At 65.2% G+C, this 24,368-nt stretch carries 24 protein-coding genes; 18 read left to right on the top strand and 6 right to left on the bottom strand.

All coding sequences use genetic code 11. The features are described 5' to 3' along the window. Window positions 1-30: 30 nt before the first annotated feature. Window positions 31-894: an endonuclease/exonuclease/phosphatase family protein gene (locus CK222_RS06025; RefSeq protein WP_067319561.1), complete on the bottom strand. Its 864-nt coding sequence runs from the start codon at window positions 892-894 to the stop codon at window positions 31-33. A 148-nt stretch (window positions 895-1,042) separates the two neighbouring features. Between CK222_RS06025 and obgE the strand changes: the two genes are divergently transcribed. Together obgE and proB are read left to right on the top strand one after the other, a co-directional pair. Further along, window positions 1,043-2,080, top strand: a complete 1,038-nt coding sequence (obgE, locus tag CK222_RS06030; protein WP_095799729.1) for a GTPase ObgE — start codon at window positions 1,043-1,045, stop codon at window positions 2,078-2,080. Continuing rightward, entirely contained in the window at window positions 2,077-3,198 is a 1,122-nt protein-coding gene (proB, locus tag CK222_RS06035; RefSeq protein ID WP_095799730.1) for a glutamate 5-kinase, read from the top strand. Before obgE ends, proB begins: the two co-directional genes overlap by 4 nt. A gap of 25 nt (window positions 3,199-3,223) precedes the next feature. Here proB and CK222_RS06040 read toward each other — a convergent pair whose 3' ends face one another. Next, window positions 3,224-3,709, bottom strand: a complete 486-nt coding sequence (locus CK222_RS06040; RefSeq protein WP_095799731.1) for a hypothetical protein — start codon at window positions 3,707-3,709, stop codon at window positions 3,224-3,226. A 78-nt stretch (window positions 3,710-3,787) separates the two neighbouring features. Between CK222_RS06040 and CK222_RS06045 the strand changes: the two genes are divergently transcribed. The 3 genes from CK222_RS06045 (at window position 3,788) to CK222_RS06060 (ending at window position 7,265) form a co-directional block, all read left to right on the top strand. Then, window positions 3,788-5,068, top strand: coding sequence for a glutamate-5-semialdehyde dehydrogenase (locus CK222_RS06045; RefSeq protein ID WP_095799732.1), 1,281 nt, complete (start codon window positions 3,788-3,790; stop codon window positions 5,066-5,068). 249 nt (window positions 5,069-5,317) lie between these two features. Further along, window positions 5,318-5,905 carry a nicotinate-nucleotide adenylyltransferase gene (locus tag CK222_RS06055; protein WP_095799734.1) on the top strand — a complete coding sequence of 196 codons (588 nt, stop codon included), beginning with the start codon at window positions 5,318-5,320 and terminating at the stop codon, window positions 5,903-5,905. An 82-nt stretch (window positions 5,906-5,987) separates the two neighbouring features. After that, window positions 5,988-7,265 carry an MFS transporter gene (locus CK222_RS06060; RefSeq protein WP_095799735.1) on the top strand — a complete coding sequence of 426 codons (1,278 nt, stop codon included), beginning with the start codon at window positions 5,988-5,990 and terminating at the stop codon, window positions 7,263-7,265. A 5-nt stretch (window positions 7,266-7,270) separates the two neighbouring features. Here the strand turns inward: CK222_RS06060 and CK222_RS06065 are convergent, their stop codons facing one another. Beyond that, window positions 7,271-8,122, bottom strand: coding sequence for a mechanosensitive ion channel domain-containing protein (locus CK222_RS06065; RefSeq protein ID WP_095799736.1), 852 nt, complete (start codon window positions 8,120-8,122; stop codon window positions 7,271-7,273). 241 nt (window positions 8,123-8,363) lie between these two features. Here CK222_RS06065 and rsfS point away from each other — a divergent pair, with 241 nt between their 5' ends. The 10 genes from rsfS to CK222_RS06115 all read left to right on the top strand — a co-directional run bounded on the left by rsfS (window position 8,364) and on the right by CK222_RS06115 (window position 17,920). Next, a complete protein-coding gene (rsfS, locus tag CK222_RS06070; RefSeq protein WP_059189846.1) occupies window positions 8,364-8,741 on the top strand; it encodes a ribosome silencing factor in 378 nt (125 codons plus the stop codon). 61 nt (window positions 8,742-8,802) lie between these two features. Then, the gene (gene rlmH, locus CK222_RS06075) at window positions 8,803-9,285 is read left to right on the top strand and encodes a 23S rRNA (pseudouridine(1915)-N(3))-methyltransferase RlmH (protein WP_095799737.1); all 483 of its coding nucleotides are present in this window, start codon (window positions 8,803-8,805) and stop codon (window positions 9,283-9,285) included. Window positions 9,286-9,432: 147 nt separating this feature from the next. After that, the gene (locus CK222_RS06080) at window positions 9,433-10,767 is read left to right on the top strand and encodes a murein hydrolase activator EnvC (protein WP_095799738.1); all 1,335 of its coding nucleotides are present in this window, start codon (window positions 9,433-9,435) and stop codon (window positions 10,765-10,767) included. 1 nt (window position 10,768) lies between these two features. After that, window positions 10,769-12,100 carry a S41 family peptidase gene (locus CK222_RS06085; protein WP_067001610.1) on the top strand — a complete coding sequence of 444 codons (1,332 nt, stop codon included), beginning with the start codon at window positions 10,769-10,771 and terminating at the stop codon, window positions 12,098-12,100. 212 nt (window positions 12,101-12,312) lie between these two features. Beyond that, window positions 12,313-13,512 (top strand): divergent polysaccharide deacetylase family protein, encoded by a 1,200-nt coding sequence (locus CK222_RS06090; RefSeq protein WP_095799739.1) that lies wholly within the window; start codon window positions 12,313-12,315, stop codon window positions 13,510-13,512. A 51-nt stretch (window positions 13,513-13,563) separates the two neighbouring features. Further along, entirely contained in the window at window positions 13,564-14,079 is a 516-nt protein-coding gene (locus tag CK222_RS06095) for an RNA pyrophosphohydrolase (protein ID WP_067319545.1), read from the top strand. A gap of 200 nt (window positions 14,080-14,279) precedes the next feature. Next, a complete protein-coding gene (alr, locus tag CK222_RS06100; RefSeq protein ID WP_245432965.1) occupies window positions 14,280-15,422 on the top strand; it encodes an alanine racemase in 1,143 nt (380 codons plus the stop codon). A 271-nt stretch (window positions 15,423-15,693) separates the two neighbouring features. Next, complete coding sequence (gene rnk / locus CK222_RS06105) at window positions 15,694-16,113, top strand: nucleoside diphosphate kinase regulator (protein ID WP_095799740.1); 420 nt, start codon at window positions 15,694-15,696, stop codon at window positions 16,111-16,113. After that, entirely contained in the window at window positions 16,110-16,640 is a 531-nt protein-coding gene (locus CK222_RS06110) for a nucleoside-diphosphate kinase (RefSeq protein ID WP_095799741.1), read from the top strand. The genes rnk and CK222_RS06110 overlap by 4 nt, the downstream gene beginning before the upstream one ends. 20 nt (window positions 16,641-16,660) lie before the next feature. After that, window positions 16,661-17,920, top strand: coding sequence for a D-amino acid dehydrogenase (locus CK222_RS06115; RefSeq protein WP_095799742.1), 1,260 nt, complete (start codon window positions 16,661-16,663; stop codon window positions 17,918-17,920). A 1-nt stretch (window position 17,921) separates the two neighbouring features. On the opposite strand, the gene CK222_RS06120 is transcribed toward CK222_RS06115, so the two are convergent. Both CK222_RS06120 and CK222_RS06125 read right to left on the bottom strand, forming a co-directional pair. Continuing rightward, window positions 17,922-20,012, bottom strand: a complete 2,091-nt coding sequence (locus CK222_RS06120) for a phosphatidylserine/phosphatidylglycerophosphate/cardiolipin synthase family protein (protein ID WP_095799963.1) — start codon at window positions 20,010-20,012, stop codon at window positions 17,922-17,924. Window positions 20,013-20,080: 68 nt separating this feature from the next. Then, window positions 20,081-20,521, bottom strand: coding sequence for a hypothetical protein (locus CK222_RS06125; protein WP_095782605.1), 441 nt, complete (start codon window positions 20,519-20,521; stop codon window positions 20,081-20,083). A 178-nt stretch (window positions 20,522-20,699) separates the two neighbouring features. Between CK222_RS06125 and CK222_RS31525 the strand changes: the two genes are divergently transcribed. Beyond that, a complete protein-coding gene (locus CK222_RS31525; RefSeq protein ID WP_127247237.1) occupies window positions 20,700-20,897 on the top strand; it encodes a hypothetical protein in 198 nt (65 codons plus the stop codon). 37 nt (window positions 20,898-20,934) lie between these two features. On the opposite strand, the gene CK222_RS06135 is transcribed toward CK222_RS31525, so the two are convergent. Further along, entirely contained in the window at window positions 20,935-21,816 is an 882-nt protein-coding gene (locus CK222_RS06135; RefSeq protein ID WP_095799744.1) for a LysR family transcriptional regulator, read from the bottom strand. Between the two features lie 366 nt (window positions 21,817-22,182). On the opposite strand from CK222_RS06135, the gene CK222_RS06145 reads away from it, so the two are divergent. Together CK222_RS06145 and CK222_RS06150 are read left to right on the top strand one after the other, a co-directional pair. Continuing rightward, entirely contained in the window at window positions 22,183-23,679 is a 1,497-nt protein-coding gene (locus CK222_RS06145; RefSeq protein WP_095799745.1) for a CoA-acylating methylmalonate-semialdehyde dehydrogenase, read from the top strand. Window positions 23,680-24,009: 330 nt separating this feature from the next. After that, window positions 24,010-24,309, top strand: coding sequence for a hypothetical protein (locus tag CK222_RS06150; protein ID WP_095799746.1), 300 nt, complete (start codon window positions 24,010-24,012; stop codon window positions 24,307-24,309). The last annotated feature ends 59 nt before the right edge of the window (window positions 24,310-24,368 follow it).

The following is a 24,368-nucleotide window of genomic DNA, read 5'->3' on the forward strand; positions in this document are numbered from 1 at the left end:
CACGCCTAGGCGTCGGCGCTCAAAGACGACTCAACCCAATTCGACCCAGACCGGCAGGTGGTCCGATCCACGCGCCTGCCGGTCGGCCCACAGGCGCTTCAGCGAGCCGGCGAGCGAAGCGCTGGTGAAGACGTAGTCGATGCATTTGTGGCGGCCCGCATCGTTGGGACGATTGGGGTCGATCCAGGTGAAGAGGCCGGAAACGTCCAAGCGCTGGGCGACATCGACGGCGAGATCGGCGGTGAGCGGCATGCCGAATTCATGGTCCGGGCGTCCGGCGAGTTCGACATATTCGGGCGATCCGGGCAGCATGTTGAAGTCGCCCATGACGATGAAGGCTTCCGGATAGGGCAGGTCCGGCAGGCCGATTTCGGGAATGCCGGAAAGGCCGCCGCCTTCCAGCGCGTAGTTGAGCAGGCGCTGGCGCAGGAAACGGATCTGGCTCTGACGCTCGACGGGGCTGCGGTGGTCGAGATGGGTGGAATAGAAGCGGATGAAGCCGAGCGGCGTCTCGATCAGCGCCTCCAGCGCGCCGCGCTGGAAGTTCATCCGCTCCAGGCTGCGGCTGCGCGGCAGAAGGAGATTACGCGACAGATGAATGGGCGTCTTCGACAGCACCATATTGCCGAGCTGGAAGGTGCGGGTGACGGCGCGGCCGGCATCCAGGCGCGAGCCGATATTGACCTCGAAATTGCTGGCATAGGCGACAAAATAGTCCGGCAGCGCTTCGCCGATCTCGGCCACCATGTCGCGGTCGCCGTTGCGCGGGTTGTTGCGGGTGACTTCCTGCAGGGCGATGACATCGGCGCCGCGCACCGCGTCGGCGATGCGGCCGACATCGTATTTGCCGTCGAGGCCGATGCCATACTGGATGTTGTAAGTGACAAGCTTCATTCGCGCCTCCCGGTCTCGCCCGCGAACAGTGCTACCGCGCCCCTGGCTAAAGTGCATCCGGCGCTTTAGTTGCAAACGGGCCTCGCCCTTGGCTCCACCTTGGTTTAGAGCAATCCCGCAAGCGCAATAGCAGAAACCTGAAAATCCGATGAAATTCCTCGACCAAGCCCGAGTTTACATCCGGTCCGGCGACGGTGGTGCCGGATCGATGTCGTTCCGCCGCGAGAAATTCATCGAGTTCGGCGGTCCGGACGGCGGCGACGGTGGCCGAGGCGGCGATGTCTGGATCGAAGCCGTCGATGGCTTGAACACACTGATCGACTACCGTTACCAGCAGCATTTCAAGGCCAAGACCGGCATGCACGGCATGGGCCGCAACATGACGGGCGCCAAGGGCGCCGACGCGACGCTGAAAGTGCCGGCCGGCACCCAGGTATTCGCCGAGGACAATGAGACGCTGATCTGCGATTTAACCGAGGTCGGCCAACGCTTTCTGCTCGCCAAGGGCGGCAATGGCGGCTTCGGCAACCAGCATTTCAAGACCTCGACCAACCAGGCGCCGCGCCGCGCCAATCCCGGCCAGCCGGGCGAGGAGTTGAGCATCTGGCTGCGGCTCAAGCTGATCGCCGATGCCGGCCTCGTCGGCCTGCCCAACGCCGGCAAGTCGACCTTCCTTGCGGCCGTCACCGCCGCCAAGCCGAAGATCGCCGACTATCCCTTCACCACGCTCTATCCGGGCCTCGGCGTCGCCCGCATCGACGGCCGCGAGTTCGTGCTGGCTGACATCCCCGGCCTGATCGAGGGCGCGCATGAGGGCGTCGGCATCGGCGACCGCTTCCTCGGCCATGTCGAGCGCACGCGCGTCCTGCTGCATCTCGTCTCGGCGCAGGAGGAAAATCCCGGCAAGGCCTACAAGACCGTGCGCGCCGAGCTCGCAGCCTATGGCCATGGGCTGGCCGACAAACCTGAGATCGTCGCCCTCAGCCAGGTCGACATACTCGACGCGGACGCCCGCAAGAAGAAGGCTGCCTCGCTGAAACGCGCCGTCGGCCGCGCGCCGATGCTGTTGTCAGCCGTCACCGGCGAAGGCGTCGAGGCTGTGCAGCGCGCGCTGATGGCGGTGGTCACCGAGGCACGCGATGCCGTTCCCGCTCCAGTCGATACGCGCTGGCGGCAAAACCCATGAAATCGCTGAAATCATACCGGCGCATAACCGTGAAGATCGGCTCGGCGCTGCTCGTCGACCGCGCGACCGGCTTGAAGCGCGATTGGCTGACCTCTTTAGCCGAGGACATCGCGGTGCTCGCCAATGCCGGCGCGGAGGTGCTCGTCGTCTCCTCGGGCGCCATTGCGCTCGGCCGCACCATTCTCGGGCTCGGCAAACGCGCGCTGAAGCTCGAGGAAAGCCAGGCGGCGGCGGCCGTCGGCCAGATCGCGCTTGCGGGCGCCTGGTCGGATGCGCTGGGCAGGGACGGGCTCAAATCCGGGCAGATTCTGTTGACCCTCGGCGATACCGAGGAGCGCCGCCGCTACCTCAACGCCCGCGCAACGATCTCGACCTTGCTCAAGATGAAGGCGGTGCCGGTCATCAACGAGAACGACACGGTCGCGACCTCCGAAATCCGTTATGGCGACAACGACCGGCTGGCGGCGCGGGTGGCGACGATGATGGGCGCCGATCTTCTGGTGCTGCTTTCCGACATCGACGGACTCTATACGGCGCCGCCGGCCAAGGACCCGCAAGCCAAGTTCATTCCGGTGGTCGACCGCATCACGCCGGACATCGAGGCGATGGCGGGCGCCGCCGCTTCGGAACTCTCGCGCGGCGGCATGCGGACCAAGCTCGACGCGGGCAAGATCGCCAACGCCGCCGGCACCGCGATGATCATCACCGCCGGCACGCGCCTGTCGCCGCTGATGGCGATCGAGCGCGGCGAGCGCGCCACTTTCTTCAACCCCAGCGCCAACCCGGTGAAGGGCTACAAGACCTGGATCGCGGGACAGTTGGAGCCGGCCGGGCGGCTCACCGTCGATGCCGGCGCTGTCGGCGCGCTGAAATCGGGCAAGTCGCTGCTGCCGGCCGGCGTCAAGCTCGTCAGCGGCAATTTCTCGCGCGGCGACACGGTGGCGATCCTGTCGCCCGAGGGCCGCGAGATCGCGCGCGGGCTGGTTGCCTATGATGCCGCCGATGCCGTAAGGATCGCGGGTTTGAAGACGGCCGAGATCGAAAATGTGCTCGGCTACGAGGCTCGCTCGGCGATGATCCATCGCGACGACCTTGTGGTAAGCGGCGCCGCCAACTGAGACGCGGTCCATTGATTTATGGTCGCTACTTCTCGGGCTTCGGTGGCCATTGGGGTGGATTGCGGTATCTCTCCTGAAATTCTCGCTGCATTTTCACAAGCTCACTGCAACCGCCCATCTCGGTTTCAATGGCGGCCTTGGCTTGTCGATCTACTTCGGCCTGAGGGAGATCGCTCCCGCCTTCTGATAGCATCTCGCGGACGAGTTCGGCGGTTGTCGTTATCTTCGACCCGCCTTCGTCCAGCGTTTTCTTGAATTTCGCCTCGAGTCGTGCGCGCGGACCGCACCCGTGGGCCTCCTCAACAACGACAAAGATTTGGGAAAGCGGCATCGGTGGTGCGCCGCAATAGCGCTCGGCGAGTCCGATGGAGAATATGGAACTCATCATGGTCATAGCCTTGCCATCGGGGCTTTCGCCGGGTTCGATCTTGTCGTCGCAGTAATCGGCCGCGCGCAGCCCGGTCGGCACGAACATCGCGCCCAGAACAACGAGGATTATGGCGCCCTTCATGCTGCCTCCCCCAACTTTGCAGCCATTGCCGCGAGGCCCAACCGCGTGTAAATCCACCAGCTTCACCGGAGCGGTCAAATGTTGGACAAACACCAAGGCCAAGATGTAGCCAGTTTGATGGCACAGATAGGCGGCAAGGCGCGCGCTGCTGCCGGACCGTTGGCCGTCGCATCGACCAAGGCCAAGAACGACGCCTTGGCCGCCATGGCCGACGCCATCCTGCGCAACGAGCAGGCGATCCTAGAGGCTAACGCCATCGATATGTCGAATGGCGAGGAAGCCGGGCTGTCCGGTTCCTTCATGGACCGGCTGAAACTTAACCCCTCACGCATCAAGGCGATGGCCGACGGCATTCGCGAGATCGCGGCGTTCAAGGATCCGGTCGGCGAGGTGATTGCCGAATGGGACCGGCCGAACGGCCTCCATATCGAGCGCGTGCGCACGCCGCTCGGCGTCATCGGCGTCATCTATGAAAGCCGCCCGAACGTGACGGCGGATGCCGGCGCGCTCTGCCTGAAAGCCGGCAATCCCGTGATCCTGCGCGGCGGCTCGGATTCGATCAATTCGTCGTCGGCTATCCATGCCTGCATGGTCGAAGGGTTGAAGGCAGCCGGCCTGCCGCAAGACGCCATCCAATTGGTGCCGACCACCGACCGCGCCGCGGTCGGCGAGATGCTCAAGGGCCTAGCCGGCAATCTCGACGTCATCATCCCCCGCGGCGGCAAGAGCCTAGTCGGGCGCGTGCAGACCGAGGCGCGCGTGCCGGTCTTTGCCCATCTCGAAGGCATCTGCCATCTCTATGTCGATCGTTCGGCGAAGCTCGACATGGCGGTCCAGATCGCCGTCAACGCCAAGATGCGGCGCACCGGCGTGTGCGGCGCCGCCGAGACGCTGCTCGTCGACCGCGCGGTCGCGTCCACCCATCTGGTGCCGATCCTGAAGGCCCTGCGCGCGGTCGGCTGTGAGGTCCATGCCGACGCCGAGGTGATGAAAGCCTTTGCCGACGCCAGCCCGGCGACCGACGCCGACTGGGTGACGGAATATCTCGACGCGATCATCGCGGTGAAGCTGGTCGACGGCGTGGCGGGCGCGATCGAGCATATCGAGACCTTCTCCTCGCATCACACCGAGGCGATCGTCGCCGAGGATGCGCAAGCGGTCGAAACATTCTTCAGCGAGATCGACTCGGCGATTTTGTTGCACAATGCCTCGACACAGTTCGCCGACGGCGGCGAGTTCGGCATGGGCGCCGAGATCGGCATCGCCACCGGCAAGATGCATGCGCGCGGACCGGTCGGCGTCGAGCAGCTGACCTCGTTCAAGTACTGCGTGCGCGGGTCGGGGCAAGTGAGGCCTTGATGTCGCTTGCTCTAAGAGGCTGAAGCTTGCGCCTAGGCACCCCCCTCTGGCCTGCCGGGCATCTCCCCCGCAAGGGGGGAGATCAGCTGATTTTCCCGGTTTCGCCAGTCGCCAACACTGCAAGATTTGCGGCTGCGAAGGAGCTGCCAATATCCGCCCTTGCGGGGGAGATGGCCGGCAGGGCAGAGGGGGGTGCCTAGCGTCATGCTTTCCCAGCCCGAGCAGCCCGTCCCCGCGCCCTATCTCCACATGCCGCATGCCGGCAAAGGGCTGGCCGTCGGCCTGTTCGGCGGCTCGTTCAACCCGCCGCATGCGGGCCACGCGCTGGTCGCCGAGGTTGCGCTGAGAAGGCTGGCCCTCGACCAGCTCTGGTGGATCGTGACGCCCGGCAATCCGCTGAAAAGCGCGCGCGAGCTGGCGCCTCTCGCCGAGCGCGTCGCGCTGTCCGAAAGGATCGCCAGGAATCCGAAGATCAAGGTCACTGCCTTCGAGGCGGCGCAGCATGTCCGCTACACCGCGGACACGCTGGCGCTGGTTAAGGCGCGCAATCCAGGCGTCGACTTCGTCTGGATCATGGGTGCGGATTCCTTACGCGACTTCCATCGTTGGCAGCGCTGGCGCGAGATCGTGCTGACCTTCCCGATCGCGGTCATCGACCGACCGGGCGCCACGCTCTCCTTCCTGTCCTCGGTCGTCGCCAAGACCTTCGACTATGCCCGCGTCGACGAAGGCGACGCGCCGCTGCTTGCCCGCATGCGGGCGCCGGCCTGGACCTTCATCCACGGCCCGCGCTCGTCCCTTTCCTCCACCGCGATCCGCAAGGCGGCGAAGGGCTGAGGCCACCCTTCTTCCACAAGGGGCCGAGCGATGTCGCTTTTACGGCGGCCTTTCGCGTTCCGATCAGCCAAGCTGCGAGGGCATGCTGACGCAGACCCAAACCGATCCCGGACAATCGGCGCCGCTGATTGCCATTGCCAGCGTCATCGTGTCGATGGCGCTGATCGCGATCGGCAACGGGCTGATGTTCGCCTTCATTCCGGTGCGGCTCGGCGCCGACGGTTTCGATCCGACCTGGGCCGGACTGATCGTCACCGGCCTTTCGGCCGGCGGGCTCGCCGGCTGCATCCTGACCGGACCCTTGGTGCGCCGGGTCGGCCATGCCCGCGCGTTCATGGTGCTTTCGGCGCTGATCGCGCTCTCCAACGTGGCGATCGGCGCCGGACCGATGCCGCTGCTGTGGATCGCGGCGCGGGCGCTCTACGGCTTCGCCATATGCGGCCTTTTCATCGTCGCGCAGAGCTGGCTCAACGACGCCTTGCCGAACGCCATACGCGGCCGGGTGATGGCGGTGTTCTACGTCGCCTATATCGCCGGATTGGGCGTCGGTTATGCGACGCTCGCCGCGATCGACATCCAGACGGCGGCGGCGCCGCTGATCGGCATCGCCTTCACCGCGTTGTCCATCCTGCCGGTGGGCATGACGCGGCTTGCCCAGCCGCCCGCGCCGCAGGCCGCTTCGGTGGCGCTCGGCCAAGCGTGGAGGATCTCGCCAGTCGGCGTCGTCGGCATGCTGGCGGTGGGCGGCCTGTCGATGATCATTTCCGGTTTTGCGCCGATCCACGCCACCGCCAAGGGTTACAGCCAGGCAGAGGTGGCGCTGCTCTTGTCGGCGATGCCGGTCGGCACGCTGATCCTGCAGATACCGCTCGGCTGGCTCTCGGACCGTACCGACCGCCGCTATGTGCTGGCGGGCACGGCGGCGCTGGCGGTGGCGGCGAGCCTGCTCGCCATCGCCTTCGATGGCGGCGCGCTGATGGCCCTGGTGGCGATCTACCTGATCTGGGACGGTGCATCGGAATCGATCTATTCGCTGTCCAGCGCCCACGCCGCCGACCGCGCCAGGAAGGAAGAGCTGCTGGCGCTGTCGAGTTCGCTACTCTTTGCCTGGTCGCTGTCCGGCTTCATCGTACCCGGCATCGTGACGGCGCTTTCCGCCGTCTTCGGCACCGGGACCTTCATCTATGTCGGCATCGCCATCGCTTCCGCGTTTTGCCTGTTCGTGCTGTGGCGGGTGTTTGCGGCGCGACCGATGCCCGCTGCCGCAACCGGCAGCTTCGCGCCGATGTCGGCGCAGACGCCCCTGCCGGTGGAGCTCGCCTTCGCGTCGGAGGAGCCGACAAAGCCGGCCAAGGCCTGACGAGATTATTGCTTGCGGACTTCCGGGGACGGTATCTCGGGCGGCGGCAGGGGGATCGAAATGCCCTCGTTGTCGAAGGCCAGCTTGGCGCGTTTGGTCAAGTCGATCTGGGTGGCGAAATAGTCGGCCGCGGAAGTCCAGTAGCGCAGGGTCAGTGAAACCGTGCTCTCGCCAAGCCCTGCGATGAAGGCGATCGGCGCCGGCTCGCGCCGGATGCGCTTCTCGGCATTGGCGATGGCAAGCAGCGTCTTCTGCCCGCGGTCGATGTCGTTCCATGAACCGATGCTCAAGCTGATATCGGTGCGCCTGACGCCGTTGCGGGTGAAATTCCGTACCGGCTGGTTCCACAGCGTCTGGTTGGGCGCCAGAATGTAGATGCCTTCGACAGTGCGCAGCTTGGTCGCGAACAGGCCGATCTCCTCGATCGAGCCGGCGATCGCACCGACCTCCACATATTCGCCGATGCGGAAGGGCCTCAGCGCAAGCAGCATGATGCCGGCGGCGATGTTCTGCAGCGTACCTTGCAGTGCAAGGCCGATCGCCAGACCGGCAGCGCCGATCGCGGCGATGATCGAAGCCGTCTGCACGCCAAACTGGCCGAGCACCATGATAACGACAAGGATCAGGATGCCGTAGCGGACGACCTGGGAGAAGAAGTGGCGCAGCGTCTCGTCAAAGCCGTGAATATGACCGAGCCCGGCATAGATCGATCGCTCGGCAAGGCCGGCAACGAGGTAGCCGACAACCAGAAGGATCACAGCACCGATTGCCGAGAAGGAATAGGAGACTATCAGCGAGCTGAGCTGCGCAAGCCCGGCCTGAATCGTGATGAGGGCGCTCTGCGGGTCGATTGGCATGGTTGGGAATCCCCTTTGTCCGGTGTGCCGATAACCCATGCGGCGCGCAGGGGTTCCGCTCTTTTCAGCCTTCCGAGGGCCTGTCCGGCCTGCCGAGGCCGCCCTGAGAGCGCGCCCGTCTTGAAACTGCAATGGAACTCTGCCTATCTAAGCAGGGTCACCTGATTTGCCGGGTGATTTGGTTGTTCTTATTGGGAAAGGAAACACACTGAGAACAGCACTGCGGAAGAAGGCCGATATCGTGCCTTCGCCGGCCGGGATCAGCGGAAGCGATGCTGCCTCCCTCGCCATCAAGACAGTCCTTGCCAGTCTGGAAGACTCCAAGGCCGAAAACATCGTCTCAATCGACATCCAGGGTAAATCGAGCCTCGGCGACTATATGGTCGTCGCATCGGGCCGATCGCACCGCCATGTCTCGGCGGTCGCCGACCATCTCCTCAAGGCGCTCAAGGATGCCGGTCTCGGCATGGCGCGCGTCGAAGGGCTGGCCAGCGCCGACTGGGTCCTGATCGATTCCGGCGACATCATCGTCCATGTCTTCCGTCCCGAAGTCCGCGAATTCTACAATCTCGAAAAGATGTGGCAGGCGCCGGATCTCGAGGAAGAGACCTTGCACTGAGCCGTATCGCGGGCCGTGACCGTTCCGGTCCGGCGCCGATCGAGAGCTCGCCGAGGCGAGGATGAAGATCACCGTTCATGCCGTGGGCCGGATGAAGACCGGCCCCGAGAGAGAGCTCGCCGACCGCTATTTCGAGCGCTTCGCCAAGAGTGGGCCCGCGGTCGGGCTGGAATTTGCCGGCGTTGTCGAGACATCCGAGAGCCGCGGCCAGAGCGCCGACGAACGTCGCCGCGAGGAGGGCCAGAAGCTGCAGGGTCAGCTGCAGCAAGGCAACGTGCTGTTCCTGCTCGACGAACGCGGCAAGGCGCTGTCCTCGGAGGATCTGGCGGCCCGCATCGGCCAGTTGCGCGACAGCGGCCGCAAGGCGCTGGTCATCGCGATCGGCGGCGCGGACGGCCATCACAAATCCTTGCGCGAAGAGGCCGATCTGGTGTTGTCGTTCGGAGCGCTGACCTGGCCGCATCAGCTGGTGCGCGTCATGCTCGGCGAACAGCTCTATCGCATCGCCACCATCCTTGCCGGGCATCCCTATCACCGCTCGTGAGTCATCGTTCGCGCTGTGACCCCGAAAGCTGGGGATCACGTCCGCTTGCACCGATTTCCGCCTCAATGAACCGACATCACGGTTGTTGCGGGTGCTCCAACATGGTTGATGGTTCGTTAACGAAGCGGCGGATAGAGTCGAGGCCTGATGTCTGAAGGCTGGAATTCGAGAACGCGCGCTTGGCGCAGCCGCTGCGGCTTGACACTAGTCGCCGCGCTGATCGCGCTCGGGCCGGCTATGGCCGCGGAAAATTCGCTCGATGTCGCACCGGACCCCGACAAGAGCCGGGTCGAATACGAGCAGGTCTCCAAGGAAATCTCCTTGTCCTCCGAGCGGCTGGCCAAGCTTGCCGCCGACGTCGCGACGGTGAAGAAGGACCATGCCTCGATCAGTGCGGCGCTGATCCAGTCGGCGATGACCGAGCAGAAGCTCGGCCAGGACATCGAGGACATCGGCGCCAAATTGGAAGGACTGAAGGCCGAGCAAGAGAAGCTGCACGCTTCGCTGGTGGCGCGGCGCGACGTACTTGCCGAGGTGCTCGGCGCGCTGCAGCGCATGGGGCTCAATCCGCCACCGGCGATCCTGGTCAAGCCGGAGGACGCGTTGTCGTCGGTGCGCAGTGCCATCCTGCTCGGCGCCGTGGTGCCGGAATTGCGCCAGCAGACCGACAGGCTGCTCGCCGATCTCAAGGAACAGACCCGGGTGACGGCCTCGATCGAGGCCGAACGCGGGCGGCTTACCGCTGCCGTCACCGAGCAGACGGCGGAAAAGAAACGACTGACCATGCTGCTCGCGGCCAAGCAGAAGCTGCAGGCCGATACCGAAGCGGCCCTGGCAGCAGAGCGGCAGCGCTCGCAGCAGCTGGCGGACAAGGCCAGCAGCCTCAAGGACCTCATCGCCTCGCTCGAGGCCGACAAGGCGCGCAAGGCGGCCGACCAGGCCAAGGCGGCCGATCGGAAATCGGCGGACGCCGACACGACCGCATCGACGGCGGAACCCGCCGCGCCGCCGGTGCCGGAGGGCAATCGTTTAACCGCTTCCGCCCCGTTCGCGGCGCTCCAGGGCCAGATCGCGCTGCCGGTCATCGGCAAGATCAAACGGCGCTTCGGCACCGACGACGGCAATGGCGCAATGATGCAGGGAGACATGGTTGCGACACAATCGGGGGCCATCGTCACCGCGCCGGCGGATGGAAACGTTCTTTATGCGGGGCCGTTTCGCTCCTATGGTCAACTATTGATCCTCAATGCGGGCGATGGGTATCATGTCGTCCTGGCGGGGATGAGCAGAATCAGCGTCGCGACCGGACAGTCGGTGCTCGCAGGAGAGCCGATCGGCGCGATGGGAGAGGCCCGGGTGGCAAGCACCTCGGCCTCGCAGAATGGAAATGCGACGCCGGAACTCTATGTTGAGTTCCGCAAGGATGGAAAACCCGTCGATCCGAACCCCTGGTGGGCGGACCGATTTTCTGGAAGGACGTGAAATGATGCGGAAATTGTCGCTTCTGTTTGCCGGCGCGCTGATGGGCGCATCGGCAATGAGCCTGGTCTACGGCGCACCTGGCTCGGCGGCGAATGCTGCGGGTTCCGAGACCTACAAGCAGCTGGCGATCTTCGGCGACATCTTCGAGCGCGTGCGCGCGCAATATGTGACGCCCCCGGACGACAAGTCGCTGGTTGAGAACGCCATCAACGGCATGCTCGCTTCGCTCGACCCGCATTCGTCCTACATGAATGCCGAGCAGGCGCAGGATATGCGCGTGCAGACCAAGGGCGAGTTCGGCGGCCTCGGCATCGAGGTCACGATGGAGAACGACCTGGTCAAGGTGATCACGCCGATCGACGACACGCCGGCCGCAAAGGCGGGCGTGCTTGCCGGCGACTATATCGCCAAGATCGACGGCGAGGAGGTGCGCGGCCTCACCCTCAACGACGCGGTCGAGAAGATGCGCGGCCCGGTCAATACGCCGATCAAGCTCACCATCCTGCGCCAGGGCGCCGACAAGCCGATCGAGTTGACGGTCGTGCGCGACATCATCAAGGTCAAGGCGGTGAAGTACCGGGTCGAGAATGACATCGGCTACATGAAGATCACCTCTTTCACCGAGAAGACCTATGACGATCTTGAGAACGCCATCGAGAACATCAAGAAGCAGGTGCCCAACGACAAGCTGAAGGGCTATGTGCTCGACCTGCGCCTCAATCCGGGCGGCCTGCTCGACCAGGCGGTGAGCGTGTCGGACGCCTTCCTGAAGCGCGGCGAGATCGTCTCGACCCGCGGCCGCGATCCGAAGGACGTTACCCGCTTCGACGCCAAGCCGAAGCAGAACGACGACATCGGCGGCAAGCCGCTGATCGTGCTGGTCAATGGCGGCTCGGCAAGCGCGTCCGAGATCGTCGCCGGCGCGCTGCAGGATCTGCGCCGCGCCACCGTCGTCGGCACGCAGTCGTTCGGCAAGGGTTCGGTGCAGACCATCATCCCGCTCGGCGAGAATGGCGCGCTCAGGCTCACCACCGCGCTCTATTACACGCCGTCGGGCAAGTCGATCCAGGGCAAGGGCATCACGCCCGACATCAAGGTCGAGCAGCCGCTGCCGCCGGACCTGCAGGGCAGGGACCTGACCCGCGGCGAATCGGACCTCAAGGGCCACATCAAGGGGGCCGACGAGAGCTCGACCGGCTCGGGCTCGGCCGCCTATGTGCCGCCGGAGCCGAAGGACGACCTGCAGCTGATCTATGCCGAACAGCTGCTGCGCGGCCAAAAGACCGACCCGGCCTTCCCGCCGAACCCGGACAAGGCTGTGCTGAACCAGTAAAGACGGGGATGGCCGGGCCAAATCGCTCTGGCCGGCCGACCGAAGCGATGCAATGCTGCCGGGACCGCGAGGTTCCGGCAGTTTGATTCGGGGACAGGTTGGTTCGGCAACGGGCGCTGCGTCGCCTAAGGTTTTGAATTTGCGCGTGAGCGCTGACGATTCGATCAGCTGCGCTGATCCGATCAGCCGCGTCACGGGTCTGGGGATGCGGCTTGGCTGACATCGGCAAGGACATCGAACGCCCGCTCGGACAGACGCTCCGGCCAGAGCGCCCTGCCTCGCGCACCTTCGGCGCCGACACGCTTGGCGCGGCGGTCGCCATCCTCGCTGTGGTCGGCATTTCCGGTGCGATCGCGTTGCGTGAAAAACCTTTCCGCAAACCGCAAGAGACGGCCGTTTCGACGCCGAAGGTAATCGTGGCACCGGCTCCCGCGCCGGCACCGGCGCCGACGCCGGCACCGGCCGAGGTGGCGGCGGCGAAGCCCAATGCGAGCACGCCGATGAAGAGCGATGGCCCGCAAATCATCCATGTCCAGTCTGAAGAGGGCGATGGTCCGCCGAAGGCCGGTATCGTCATCCGCGATCCTTCCACACTCAGCCAGAATCTCAAGGTCGCGCATATTCCCGACAGGGCGCTGATCGAGGCGAGCGACGGCGGCCCGCTGCCGGTGCGCTCCGCCGATGGCCGGCGACCGTTCGACGTCTATGCGCGGCCCTGGTCCGGAGCGCGCGGCGCGCGCGTGGCGATCGTCATCGGCGGGCTCGCCGTCTCCCAGACCGGCACGCAGGCCGCGATCGCCAAATTGCCCGCCGAGGTGACGCTGGCTTTCGCGCCGCAGGGCAACAGCATCGACCGCTGGATGAAGGCGGCGCGCCAGAGCGGACATGAGATCGTCATGCAGATACCGCTCGAGCCGTTCGACTATCCCAGCGTCAATCCGGGACGCAACACGCTGACGGTCGATGCGAGTCCGGACGAGAACCTGAAGAGCCTGCACTGGGCGCTGTCGAGGACGACCAACTATACCGGGGTCATGAACTATATGGGCGCGCGTTTCTCGGCTGATGCAAACGCGATGGGCCCGTTCATGGCTGAGCTCGGCAAGCGCGGGCTCGCCTATGTCGACGACGGCTCCTCCGCGCGGAGCCTGGCGCCCGACCTCGCGCTGAAGGATGGCGTCCCGTTCGTCGCCGGCGACATGGCGATCGACGCGGTGCAGGACCGCGGCGAAATCCTCAAGAAGCTGGACAGCCTCGAGGCGACGGCACGCGCCAAGGGCAGCGCCGTCGGCATCGGCTCGGCCTTCGATATCACCGTCGACACGGTTGCGTCCTGGGTGGCAGAAGCAAAGAAGCGCGGCATCGAGATCGTGCCGATTTCGGCGGTGGCGATCGATCCGCAAAAAGGCTGACGCCGACCCTTTCGCCTGAATGCATCTCCAAAACGGCTGGAAATCTGAACGATGGCCAAGAAGATCGATCCCGAAACGCTGCCCTATCGCCCTTGCGTCGGGCTGATGATCCTCAACCCGGCCGGGCTGGTCTGGGTCGGGCATCGCATCGCCGAGCCGGACAGCGAATTCTCCGGCACCACGAAACTCTGGCAGATGCCGCAGGGCGGCATCGACGAGGGCGAGGAGCCGCTCCCGGCGGCGGAGCGGGAGCTTTACGAGGAGACCGGTATGCGCAGCGTGTCGCTGCTTGCCGAAGCGCCGCACTGGATCAATTACGACCTGCCGCCGCATCTGGTCGGCGTCGCCTTCAAGGGCCGCTATCGCGGCCAAACGCAGAAATGGTTCGCCTACCGCTTCGAGGGCGACGAGAGCGAGATTGAGATCAATCCGCCGCCGGGCGGCCACAAGGCCGAATTCGACCAATGGGCATGGCGGCCGATGCGGGAGCTGCCCGACCTGATCGTGCCGTTCAAGCGCAAGGTCTACGAGCAGGTGGTGGCCGCGTTCCAGCATCTTGCTCGCTAGGCGATGGCAGGCGCGCTTCCAACTAAGTTCGGTTAGCGAAGAGGTTGGCACCGTAGTCGAGATCATGCTTTGTTGATGCAGATGCGCCGCAGGCAAAGAGGCAAACATGAACGACGCGCGACAAGCGCACTTCGCCGGCGTCGAGAAGCAAGCAGCTCCGCAACAAGTGTGACCCGTCTTTGTCTGACGCAATTGCCCCGATGACCGGCACCAAAACGTCTTTGCCGCAAACGACCGCCACCAGCGGCTTTATGCCCAGCGAAACCGCAGCCGGCGCGATCCTGACCATCGATCTTGGCGCCATCCGCGAGAACTACCGGCGGCTGAAGGCGCGGCTGGCGGGCGTGCGCTGCGCCGGCGTGCTCAAGGCCGACGGCTATGGCCTCGGCGCAGCGCGCGTGGCATCGGCGCTGATGAAGGAAGGCTGCGAGATCTTCTTCGTCGCGCTGCTCGGCGAGGGCATCGCGCTGCGCAAGGCGCTTGGACCCGGACATGAGATCTTTGTGCTCAACGGCCTGCCGCCGGGCTCCGAGCCGGAAGCGATCGCGACTGGGCTTCATCCTGTCATCAACAGCACCGCTCAGTTGAGGGCGTGGCGTGAAGCGGCGCTTGCCGCCGGCCGAAAGCTGCCGGCCGCTGTTCAGGTCGACAGCGGCATGTCACGGCTCGGCATGCCGCCGGCTGACGTCGAGGCGCTCGCGGCGGATGCTTTCGGCGGCATCGACATCCGCCTGGTGATGAGCCATCTCGCCTGCGCCGACGAGCCGCGCAATCCTGCCAACGAAGCGCAGCGGCTCGCGTTTGAGCGGCTGCGCGGGATGCTGCCCAAGGCGCCGGCCTCGCTTGCCAATTCGTCCGGCATCTTTCTCGGATCGGCCTACCACCACGACCTCGCGCGGCCGGGCGCGGCGCTCTACGGCATCAACCCGACGCCGGGCGAGGCGAACCCGATGATGCCGGTGGTGCGGCTGCAGGCGAAGGTGGCTCAGACGCGCAACGTCGATGACGGCGCCGGCATCGGCTACGGCCATACCCATCAGGCGCGCGGACCGCTCAGGCTGGCGACAATCTCGCTCGGCTATGCCGATGGCTGGCACCGGCGCGCCGCCTCGGCCGCCTGGTTCGAGGGCGTGCGGCTGCCTTTCGTCGGGCGGGTATCGATGGATTCCATTGTCCTCGACATTTCAGCGCTTCCGGTCGATCAACTGGGCGAGGGCGACCTCGTCGAGCTCATCGGGCCGTCGCAAAGCCTCGACGACGCGGCCGCGCATGCCGGAACCATCGGCTACGAGGTGCTGGCCAGCTTGGGTGCGCGCTTTCACCGCCGCTACATCGGCGGGTGAAAGGGGCGGCTTGCTTGACAAGCCGATGCATCTCGGCAAGGGTCGAGGCATGAGCAACCTCGCCCATAGCAGAACCTTTTTCAGGGTTTGCCCCATCGCGGGAGCGTAGCCCCGGCGCGGTCGTGTTGGCGACCGCCGAGCCGGGGCATTTGAATTCCTGACATCGTCATCGAGCCAGCCAGCCTTTCGCGGCTGTCGGCTCTTCGTCGCCGCCTTTGAGCGGGCTGCAGCGCGCGTCGGTTCGTCGACGTGCAAATCCAGGAGGTTTGCCATGAATGCCACAACCCAATCGCGTTCCCGAAACACGATCGTCGTCAGCGACGCGGACCACGACCGGCTCAGCGGCCTTGCCAGAGCCTTTCTCGAGCGGACGCCCGAGATGGCCGAGGACCTGCTCGCCGAGATGGACCGCGCGCGGATCGCCGCCGAAGCGGCGATGCCAGCCGATGTCGTGCGGATGGGCACGACGGTGACGCTTCACGACGGGGAAGGAAGCGTTCAGCGCGTCACGCTGGTCTATCCCGCCGAGGCCGACATCGCCGAAAAACGCATCTCGGTGCTGACGCCGCTCGGAACCGCGCTGATCGGCGCGCGTGCCGGCCGCACAGTGTCCTGGCGAAGCCGCGACGGCCGGGTGCTTTCGGCGACCATCCACGCGGTCGAGCAATCCGCGTCGCGGAGAGCGCCATGACCAGGACCATCTATCGCCTCACGCCGAAGGATCTCGCGGTTCTCGAAGCGATGCTGATGCGCCGGCGCGCCTTTGCCGACGCGATCGTGCCGATGCTCGAACGCAAGCTCGCCGAGAGCGACATCATCCCGGCCGGCATGGTCGAGCCCGACATCGCCACGCTGAACAGCCGGGTAGTCTTCCGGATCAACGACGGAGCCCCGGAGACGAGGACGTTGATGCTGGGCGACGCCTCCGCTCCTGTCGGATTCGGCCTGCCGCTCGGCACCTGGCGCGGCCTCTGCCTGCTCGGCATGAGGGCGGGCCAGTCGGTAGTGGCCGAGCGCCCCGACGGCAGCCGCGAGCGCATCCTTCTCGAGGATGTGGCCTACCAGCCGGAGGCCGAGCATCAGGCGGCTCGGACTGCCGCACAGCGACCCCTTGGCCCGAGGCTGGTGTACAGCGCCGCAGGCGATCGTTGGCCCCTTGGCGGGGGCGGCAAAATCCGGCAGACAGAAGGCGACGATCCCGGCCCTTCGGCGGCATGATCGGTTTGAGGAGCAATAGAATGAAAGTCCTGGTGCTGGGCGGCGGTGTGATCGGGATCACCACCGCCCACTTCCTTGCCGAGGCTGGCCATGAAGTCACGGTGATCGACCGGCAGCAGGGACCGGCGCTGGAGACCAGCTTCGCCAATGCCGGCGAAGTGTCGCCGGGCTATGCCTCGCCATGGGCCGGGCCCGGCATTCCCGTGAAAGCCGTCAAATGGCTGTTGATGAAATACGGACCGCTGGTGGTGCGGCCGGCCTTCGATCCGCATATGTGGACATGGCTCTTGAAGATGCTGCGCAACTGCACGGCCCAGCGCTATGCGCTGAACAAGTCGCGCATGGTGCCCTTGGCCGAGTACAGCCGCGACACGCTGAAGGCGCTACGCACTACGATCGGCATCAGCTATGACGAGCGAGCCAAGGGCACGCTGCAGCTCTTCCGCAAGCAGAAGCAGCTCGACGGCACCGGCGGCGATGTCGAGGTGCTGAAAAAATATGGCGTTCCCTACGAGCTCCTCGACCGGGACGGCTGCATCGCGGCCGAGCCGGCGCTGGCCGGTGTGCGGGAAAAATTCGTCGGTGGGCTGAGGCTGCCCGGCGACGAGACCGGCGACTGCAAGATGTTCACCGACAAGCTGGCCGAGCTTTGCGTGGCGCGCGGTGTCGCCTTCGAATATGGCACGAGCATCCGGCGCGTCGTCAGGAACCGAAACCGCGTCGTCCAGGTCGGCACCGACAAGGGCTGGCGAACGGCGGAGGCTTATGTGATGGCGCTTGGCAGCTATTCGGCTCCCTTCATGCGCAGGATGAAACGGCCGATCCCCGTCTATCCGGTCAAAGGCTATTCCATCACGGTGCCGATAACGGACGCGGCGGCGGCGCCGGTGTCGACCATCATGGACGAGACTTACAAGGTGGCGATCACCAGGCTCGGCGACCGCATCCGCGTCGGCGGCACCGCGGAGATTTCGGGCTTCGACCTTCGTCTGCATGAATCGCGCCGCCGCACGCTCGAGCACTCCGTCGGCGACCTGTTTCCGGGCGGCGGCGATCTCAAGGCGGCGAGTTTCTGGTGTGGCTTGCGGCCGATGACGCCCGACGGGCCGCCGCTGGTCGGGCGCAGCGAATTGTCCAACCTCTATCTCAACACCGGCCACGGCACACTGGGCTGGACCATGGCCTGCGGCTCGGCGAAAGTGCTTGCCGATATCATTTCCAACCGGGTGCCGGAGATCAACGCGCTCGACCTCAGCCCGGACCGCTACATCAAGGCTTGATTTAAAAGGCCTGTTTCACCCACCCATTGCTGAACAGCAGCCGGTAAGCCCAGCCGATCGTGACATTGGTGGCGACCGGCTGCGAATGGGCGAGATAGTCGTCATAGACCGACTTCATGCGGCGGTAGAAGGCAGGATCGAGCACCATCATGCCGTTTTCCGAGTCGTGGACGAAGCTGCGATTGTTGAGGTTGACCGAGGAGATCGTCACCAGCCGCTGATCGATCATCATGATCTTGGAATGCAGCACCACGTCGGGCGCCTTGAATTCGCGGATGTTGATGCGGTCGCCATATTTCTCCACGAATAGCTTGTTGAGCGCGGTGAGGAAGCGGCCGCCTATGTCGCCCTTGAGATCGATGCGCCCGACGACGTCGATCTTGACGCCGCGGGCCAGCGCCCGATCGAACGCTCTCGCGATACTGGGCGTGAGGTTGAGATAGGGATTGACGATCTCGATGCGATGCTCGGCGGTGTCGATCAGTTCGACGAAGTAGTTTTCCAGTGCATGCCCGTCCGCGTAAGGCACGGAAATGAAGTGCCGCACCACGCCTTGCGGATGGCCACCGGAACGAACCGGAATGGAAAACGGCCGTGACAGATTGGTGTCGGCATCGCGCAGCCAGACGGTCGAGAAATGCGCGGCCAGCGTTTCGACCGTCGCCGGGTCGGCGATCTCGATGTCGAAGTCGCTCCAGTTGGAATAGTAGTTGAGCGAGAAGCCGTCGGTCTTGCCGTATTGCTGCAGCTGAGGGTAGCGCGACAGGTCGATCGGCTTATGAAACAGGAACCCGTCATGGATGTTGCGGCCGCCGATGATGACGCGCGAGCGGCCGGGTTCCTCGGCCAGGGTCGCCAGCATCTTGATGTGATGGGTCTTGTGCAGCTGTGAGAGCTGCTCGTCGATCGGCGCGCCGTGATCGGCCTGCCAGCGATATTCCTGCAATTGGACATTGGGAAACTCCGCCGCCAGCCGATGCAGCAGGGCGTCGTCCTTGTCGCGCTCCAGCACGTCGGTGACCAGGATGCGTACCTTGGTGCCGAGCGCCGCGTGGTGGCGGATCAGCCGCTCCATGATGCGGCCGGAAAAGTCCGCCTTGAACTCCAGCGACGACAGATAGATCAGCTTGAGTCTCGGCGCGTTGGAGAAATCGAGCGGCAGTTCGGGATCGGCCTTGTCGAAGGCGCTGTCGGGCAGCGTCTTGCCGAGCAGCGCCTCGACCTTGGCATTGAAGCCGTCGCGCGATTTGCGCAGCAAGGTCGGCGACCTGAGCGGCAGCGCGCAGGTCTGCGACAGCCAGCGACCGGCATAAAAGGCGCGGTCGAGCGCTTCGAGCCCGGCCGGATCTGGCACCGGACAACGATCATAGCGGCTGTCGAGTGCCGTGATCCATGGGTCGGCGGCCTCCTCGCGCAGGATGGTCAGCTTCGCGCCGGACGGCGCGAGGCTGGAGCTGACGGTGAGATCGCAACGGGTGAGCGCTTCGCTTGGAAACAGGCTGGCAGATGTCTCGGTCGCCGGCAGGCTGAGATGGAACGCGGCACCTTTGGCAATTGTCCGCGACCGGCCCGAGATGCGCATCGCCAGCGATCCGTCGCAGCTGCCGCCGATCACGACCGTTTGCCGGCCGACCTGGCGGAGCACGATCTCGACCGAGCGCGCCTGCAGGCCGGAGAAGCTGAAGCTCTTGGGTGCGGACGGCCTGGCGGCAGCGTCGAGATAGAGCGTCTGGCGCGACATGCGCCAGCGACCGGTGAAATGGCCTTCGCCCGGTTTGCCTGGTGCCAGCGGCTGCTCCGTGCTGTCGAGCGGCTTCGCCAGCCGTTGCAGCGCCGGATAAGTTGCCTGGAAACGATCATTGTGGACGTCGCGCCAGTCACGGCCGAAGCGGCCGGTACCATTGGTGCGGTCGAGCGCATCGATTCGGCTTTGGGCCAGCAACGCCTCGAATCGCTTTTCATAGGCGGCACTGCCATTGTCCGCGAAGTAACCGGCGCTGGCGATCTCGGCGCCGCTTCGATCCGCCGAGATGGGCGCACGCGCGCAGGCTTCGTCTCCCGGAAAGAAGGCGCAGGCGGAACGGCCCGGCATGCCGGCGCATCCGGCGAGCGCGGTCAGCGCCAGGCCAAGCAGCAGCCTTGTCACGACGGCTCCCGGTCTCACCCGGTCGCCCCGTTCATGACCTTGAGCTGGGCGGGGTCGCGCGGCGGCATGAAGCCCTGCGGAAAGACCTTGCAGACCGGAAGCGCGAAGGTGGCTATCAAGAGCTCGGCCTCGCCGCGCATCTTCCTTGGCGCCGTCTTGTCGCCGCGGATCGTCCTTGCCGAAGCGATCAGCGCGCCGTCGCAATCGCAATGATTGTGGCGGGCGATATAGCAGGCATCGTGGATCCGGCAGGCGGCATCGAGCCGGTCGACCGGGGTGGCCGAGAGATCGCCGGTACGGGTTCCGGGACCGCAATAATTGCCGAAGACGAAAGGCGAGGGGCGGGCCATCGCATAGCGGATCGACTTCGGCAGTTCCGCTTCGGGAACCCTGGCCCACGGATTGGCGCAGCCGGAGAGGCAAAGCAGCGGCAGGATGGCAAGAATGGCTCGCATGTCTGCGCCGGCTTTCCCAGATTCCCCCTCGCCTGCCATGGCATGGCGAAGTACTGGTGCCACACTGGCCGATTTTGTGGCAAGCGCAAGGCAGGTCGGCTCCGCCTTCGGTTCGGCCAGTTTCAGCAACGACAGGCTGGCGCGACTCCCGGACGGCTATCCCGTGCGGATGGCTGACATGGATTTCCACCTCGGCGACGGCGATGTCAGCTTCTACGGCCACGCCAGGATCGCGATTTCGATACGCGACCGCCACTACGGCTTAGTCACCTGCGGGCTCATGGGCAACAGCGCCGAGGAAGCCGGCCGGATGTGGGCGCCGTTCGCCGCTGAGGCCGACGAGGTTGTGAATTCTTTCGTCCTCGATGCGCCTTGAAGGCGGTTCCAAAGCGGGTCGGCTTTTTTTGGCGGCATCAGACGAACAACCCCTTTTCCCGCTCCACCGCCCTGGTGATGAAATTGGCGACGAGCTGGACCCGGCGCAGCGGCCTCACTGATTCGTGATAGACCAGCCAGTACGCGCGGCGGATGGGCGCGACGATGTCTACCGGCACCAGCTCCGGCATCGAGCGGGCGACGAAGGTATGCAGGATGCCGATGCCGGCGCCCGAGCGCACCGCCTCCGCCTGGCCAAGCGCTGACGAGATGGCGAAGCTGGTGCGCCAGTCCGGGCTGAACTCCGCGGCATAGTCGAGCGAAGGGCTGACGATGAGGTCGGGCACATAGCCGATCAGCGTGTGCCGATCGAGCTCGGCTGCTGACTTCGGTAGGCCGTTGGCTTCCGCATAGGTGCGGGAGGCGAACAGGCCGAGCGTATAGTCGACGAGCTTTCCCGCCACCAATCGGCCCTCGGTCGGCCGCTCTACGGCAATCGCGATGTCGGCCTCGCGCCGCGACAGGGAGAAGGAGCGCGGCACCGGCACCAGCTGGATGGTGAGCTCGCGGTGGAGCGCCGTCAGCTCGCCCAAACGCTTGGCGAGGAAGGCGACACCGAAACCGTCGGGAGCGCCGATGCGCACCGTGCCGGAGACGTCGTCGCCCTCGCCGGCGATGGTCGAGCGCGCGGCGATCATGTCGCTCTCCATGCGCTCGGCGATGTCGAGGAAGCGCTCGCCGGCCGGCGTCAGCTCGCTGCCGGTGGTCAGGCGGCGGAAGAGTTTCGTCCGCAGCGCTTCCTCGAGCGCCGCGAGCCGTCGCGAGACGGTGGCGTGGTTGAGCTCCAGACGTTTTGCCGCGCCGAGGATCTGGCCGGCGCGCGCCACGGCGAGGAAGATGCGGACATCATCCCAGTTCATGGGGATGGTCCAGGTTAGTCGCCAGCGCTGCGTTCCCGCCCACCCCCCTCTGTCCTGCCGGACATCTCCCCCGCAAGGCGGGAGATCGGATGTCGCGTTCGCTTTCGCCAATCGCCAACGGTGCAGGAAGAGCCCCGGCGATGAAACTGCCAATCTCCCCCCATGCGCGGGAGATGTCCGGCAGGACAGAGGGGGGTGTGAAGGAACTCAATCTTCGATCCTTTCAATGACCGAACCTTTTGCGGCAATTAATGCACGTCCGACTGCCGCTGTCTATTTCGCGCACAACGGTTGCGTTCTAGCTCGCGTTGCCATTGCGGACGCAAAGGCGGACAATGCCTCATCATCAAAACAGGGAGAGAACCCATGATCGAGTACGGTCATTTCATTGGCGGCAAGCGTGTCGCCGGCACCAGCGGCCGCAAGCAGGACGTCATGCAGCCGATGGACGGCTCGGTGCGCGCTACGGTGGCGCTGGGCTCGGCGCAGGAGCTGCGCGCCGCGGTCGAGAACGCCAAGGCCGCGCAGATCAAGTGGGGCGCCACCAACCCGCAGCGCCGCGTGCGCGTGCTGATGAAGTTTCTCGAACTGGTCCAGCGCGACTATGACGAGCTGGCCGACATCCTGGCGCGCGAGCATGGCAAGACCATTGCCGACGCGCGCGGCGACATCCAGCGTGGCCTCGAAGTGGTCGAGGTCTGCATCGGCGCGCCGCATATGATGAAGGGCGAGTTCACCGACGGCGCCGGTCCGGGCATCGACACCTATTCGATGCGCCAGCCGCTCGGCGTCGTCGCCGGCATCACGCCGTTCAACTTCCCGGCGATGATCCCGCTGTGGAAGATCGCGCCGGCGATCGCCTGCGGCAACGCCTTCATCCTGAAGCCTTCGGAGCGCGACCCGGGCGTGCCGATCCGCATCGCCGAGCTGTTCATCGAGGCCGGCCTGCCGGAAGGCGTGCTGAACGTGGTCAACGGCGACAAGGAAGTGGTCGACGCCATCCTCGACGATCCGGACATCAAAGCCGTCGGCTTCGTCGGGTCAACGCCGATTGCGCAGTACATCTATGCGCGCGGCTGCGCGGCGGGAAAACGCGTGCAGTGCTTCGGCGGCGCCAAGAACCACATGATCATCATGCCCGACGCCGACATGGACCAGACGGTCGACGCGCTGGTCGGCGCCGGCTACGGCTCGGCCGGCGAGCGCTGCATGGCGATCTCGGTGGCCGTGCCGGTCGGCAACGACACCGCGAACCGGCTGATGGAAAAGCTGGTACCGCGCGTCGAAAGCCTGAAGGTCGGTCCGTCGACCGACTCCTCGGCCGATTTCGGCCCGCTGGTGACACGCCAAGCCCTGGAACGCGTCAAGGGCTATGTCGATATCGGTGTCAAGGAAGGCGCCAAGCTGGTTGTCGATGGCCGCGGCTTCAAGATGCAGGGCTACGAGAACGGCTACTACATGGGCGGCTGCCTGTTCGACAACGTGACGCCGGAGATGCGCATCTACAAGGAAGAGATCTTCGGGCCGGTGCTTTCGGTGGTGCGCGCGCCGACCTATGAGAACGCCATCAACCTCGCCAACGACCACGAGATGGGCAACGGCGTCGCCATCTTCACCCGCGACGGCGACGCCGCGCGTGACTTTGCTTCCAGGGTCCAGGTCGGCATGGTCGGCGTCAACGTGCCGATCCCGGTGCCGATCGCCTACTACACCTTCGGCGGCTGGAAGGCGTCGTCCTTCGGCGACCTCAACCAGCACGGCCCGGACGCGTTCCGCTTCTACACCAAGACCAAGACGGTCACCTCGCGCTGGCCGTCCGGCATCAAGGACGGCGCCGAGTTCGTCATCCCGACGATGAACTGACCGGACGGTTTTTTTTCGAGAGCCTCGTGAGAAAGCGCGGTTTGCACCCGCGCTTTCTGTTTGGGGCCTTGCAGAGGAGGCTGGTTGTCCTTCACCTCATCGATATTTGGCGTAGCTTGTCGTCTCGCCCGGTCGTCGCTTGCAACTTCAGATGCATGATTTGCGACGAGACACGTCGAGGCTGCATCCGCACCTCCTAATGATTCCATCGCCGTGTGATGGAACCAACAGGCCGCCATTCGCCTTAGGCTGTATTCCTGCCATGCGTGCAGGCCAATCAAACAGCGCCGGTGGCAGGCGGGGTTCTCGTCTGGCGCGAGGAGGTGTCGGATGACACGATTTCTTATGGCGACGACGTGCCTTGCGGCGGCAGCGCTGTCGGCCGGCCAGGCCAATGCGGCAGCACAATGCGCACCACGCGCCGACATCATCAAGGCGCTCGGCGACAAGTTCCACGAAAGCGAGGCAGGGCGCGGGCTGATCAATCCGAACGTCGTGCTCGAGATCTTTGTCTCCGACCAAGGCAGTTGGACCGTTCTTGCCTCTGATACCAAGGGGCAGAGCTGCATCCTGTCCGTTGGCGAAGGCTGGGACAGCCCGACGATCACGGCAGCCGTGCCGGGAGCCTAACACTCACTGGCGCCACGGCTCGTTCAGTGAAAGCCGCGCCGGCGCCCGCATCAACGCCC

It is taken from the genome of Mesorhizobium sp. WSM3866, assembly GCF_002294795.1.
Taxonomy (GTDB): domain Bacteria; phylum Pseudomonadota; class Alphaproteobacteria; order Rhizobiales; family Rhizobiaceae; genus Mesorhizobium.

Bases quoted from the DNA above. Each gene is read 5' to 3' on its own strand.
- CK222_RS06115 (WP_095799742.1), top strand. From the start codon at position 16,661: ATGAAAGTCCTGGTGCTGGGCGGCGGTGTGATCGGGATCACCACCGCC.
- proB (WP_095799730.1), top strand. From the start codon at position 2,077: ATGAAATCGCTGAAATCATACCGGCGCATAACCGTGAAGATCGGCTCG.
- CK222_RS06055 (WP_095799734.1), top strand. From the start codon at position 5,318: ATGCCGCATGCCGGCAAAGGGCTGGCCGTCGGCCTGTTCGGCGGCTCG.
- CK222_RS06095 (WP_067319545.1), top strand. From the start codon at position 13,564: ATGGCCAAGAAGATCGATCCCGAAACGCTGCCCTATCGCCCTTGCGTC.
- CK222_RS06110 (WP_095799741.1), top strand. From the start codon at position 16,110: ATGACCAGGACCATCTATCGCCTCACGCCGAAGGATCTCGCGGTTCTC.
- CK222_RS06045 (WP_095799732.1), top strand. From the start codon at position 3,788: ATGTTGGACAAACACCAAGGCCAAGATGTAGCCAGTTTGATGGCACAG.
- CK222_RS06135 (WP_095799744.1), bottom strand. From the start codon at position 21,816: ATGAACTGGGATGATGTCCGCATCTTCCTCGCCGTGGCGCGCGCCGGC.
- CK222_RS06065 (WP_095799736.1), bottom strand. From the start codon at position 8,122: ATGCCAATCGACCCGCAGAGCGCCCTCATCACGATTCAGGCCGGGCTT.
- CK222_RS06060 (WP_095799735.1), top strand. From the start codon at position 5,988: ATGCTGACGCAGACCCAAACCGATCCCGGACAATCGGCGCCGCTGATT.
- CK222_RS06120 (WP_095799963.1), bottom strand. From the start codon at position 20,012: ATGCCGGGCCGTTCCGCCTGCGCCTTCTTTCCGGGAGACGAAGCCTGC.
- CK222_RS06125 (WP_095782605.1), bottom strand. From the start codon at position 20,521: ATGCGAGCCATTCTTGCCATCCTGCCGCTGCTTTGCCTCTCCGGCTGC.
- CK222_RS06150 (WP_095799746.1), top strand. From the start codon at position 24,010: ATGACACGATTTCTTATGGCGACGACGTGCCTTGCGGCGGCAGCGCTG.
- obgE (WP_095799729.1), top strand. From the start codon at position 1,043: ATGAAATTCCTCGACCAAGCCCGAGTTTACATCCGGTCCGGCGACGGT.
- rlmH (WP_095799737.1), top strand. From the start codon at position 8,803: ATGAAGATCACCGTTCATGCCGTGGGCCGGATGAAGACCGGCCCCGAG.
- CK222_RS06025 (WP_067319561.1), bottom strand. From the start codon at position 894: ATGAAGCTTGTCACTTACAACATCCAGTATGGCATCGGCCTCGACGGC.
- CK222_RS31525 (WP_127247237.1), top strand. From the start codon at position 20,700: ATGGATTTCCACCTCGGCGACGGCGATGTCAGCTTCTACGGCCACGCC.
- CK222_RS06085 (WP_067001610.1), top strand. From the start codon at position 10,769: ATGATGCGGAAATTGTCGCTTCTGTTTGCCGGCGCGCTGATGGGCGCA.
- CK222_RS06145 (WP_095799745.1), top strand. From the start codon at position 22,183: ATGATCGAGTACGGTCATTTCATTGGCGGCAAGCGTGTCGCCGGCACC.
- CK222_RS06040 (WP_095799731.1), bottom strand. From the start codon at position 3,709: ATGAAGGGCGCCATAATCCTCGTTGTTCTGGGCGCGATGTTCGTGCCG.
- CK222_RS06080 (WP_095799738.1), top strand. From the start codon at position 9,433: ATGTCTGAAGGCTGGAATTCGAGAACGCGCGCTTGGCGCAGCCGCTGC.
- alr (WP_245432965.1), top strand. From the start codon at position 14,280: ATGACCGGCACCAAAACGTCTTTGCCGCAAACGACCGCCACCAGCGGC.
- rnk (WP_095799740.1), top strand. From the start codon at position 15,694: ATGAATGCCACAACCCAATCGCGTTCCCGAAACACGATCGTCGTCAGC.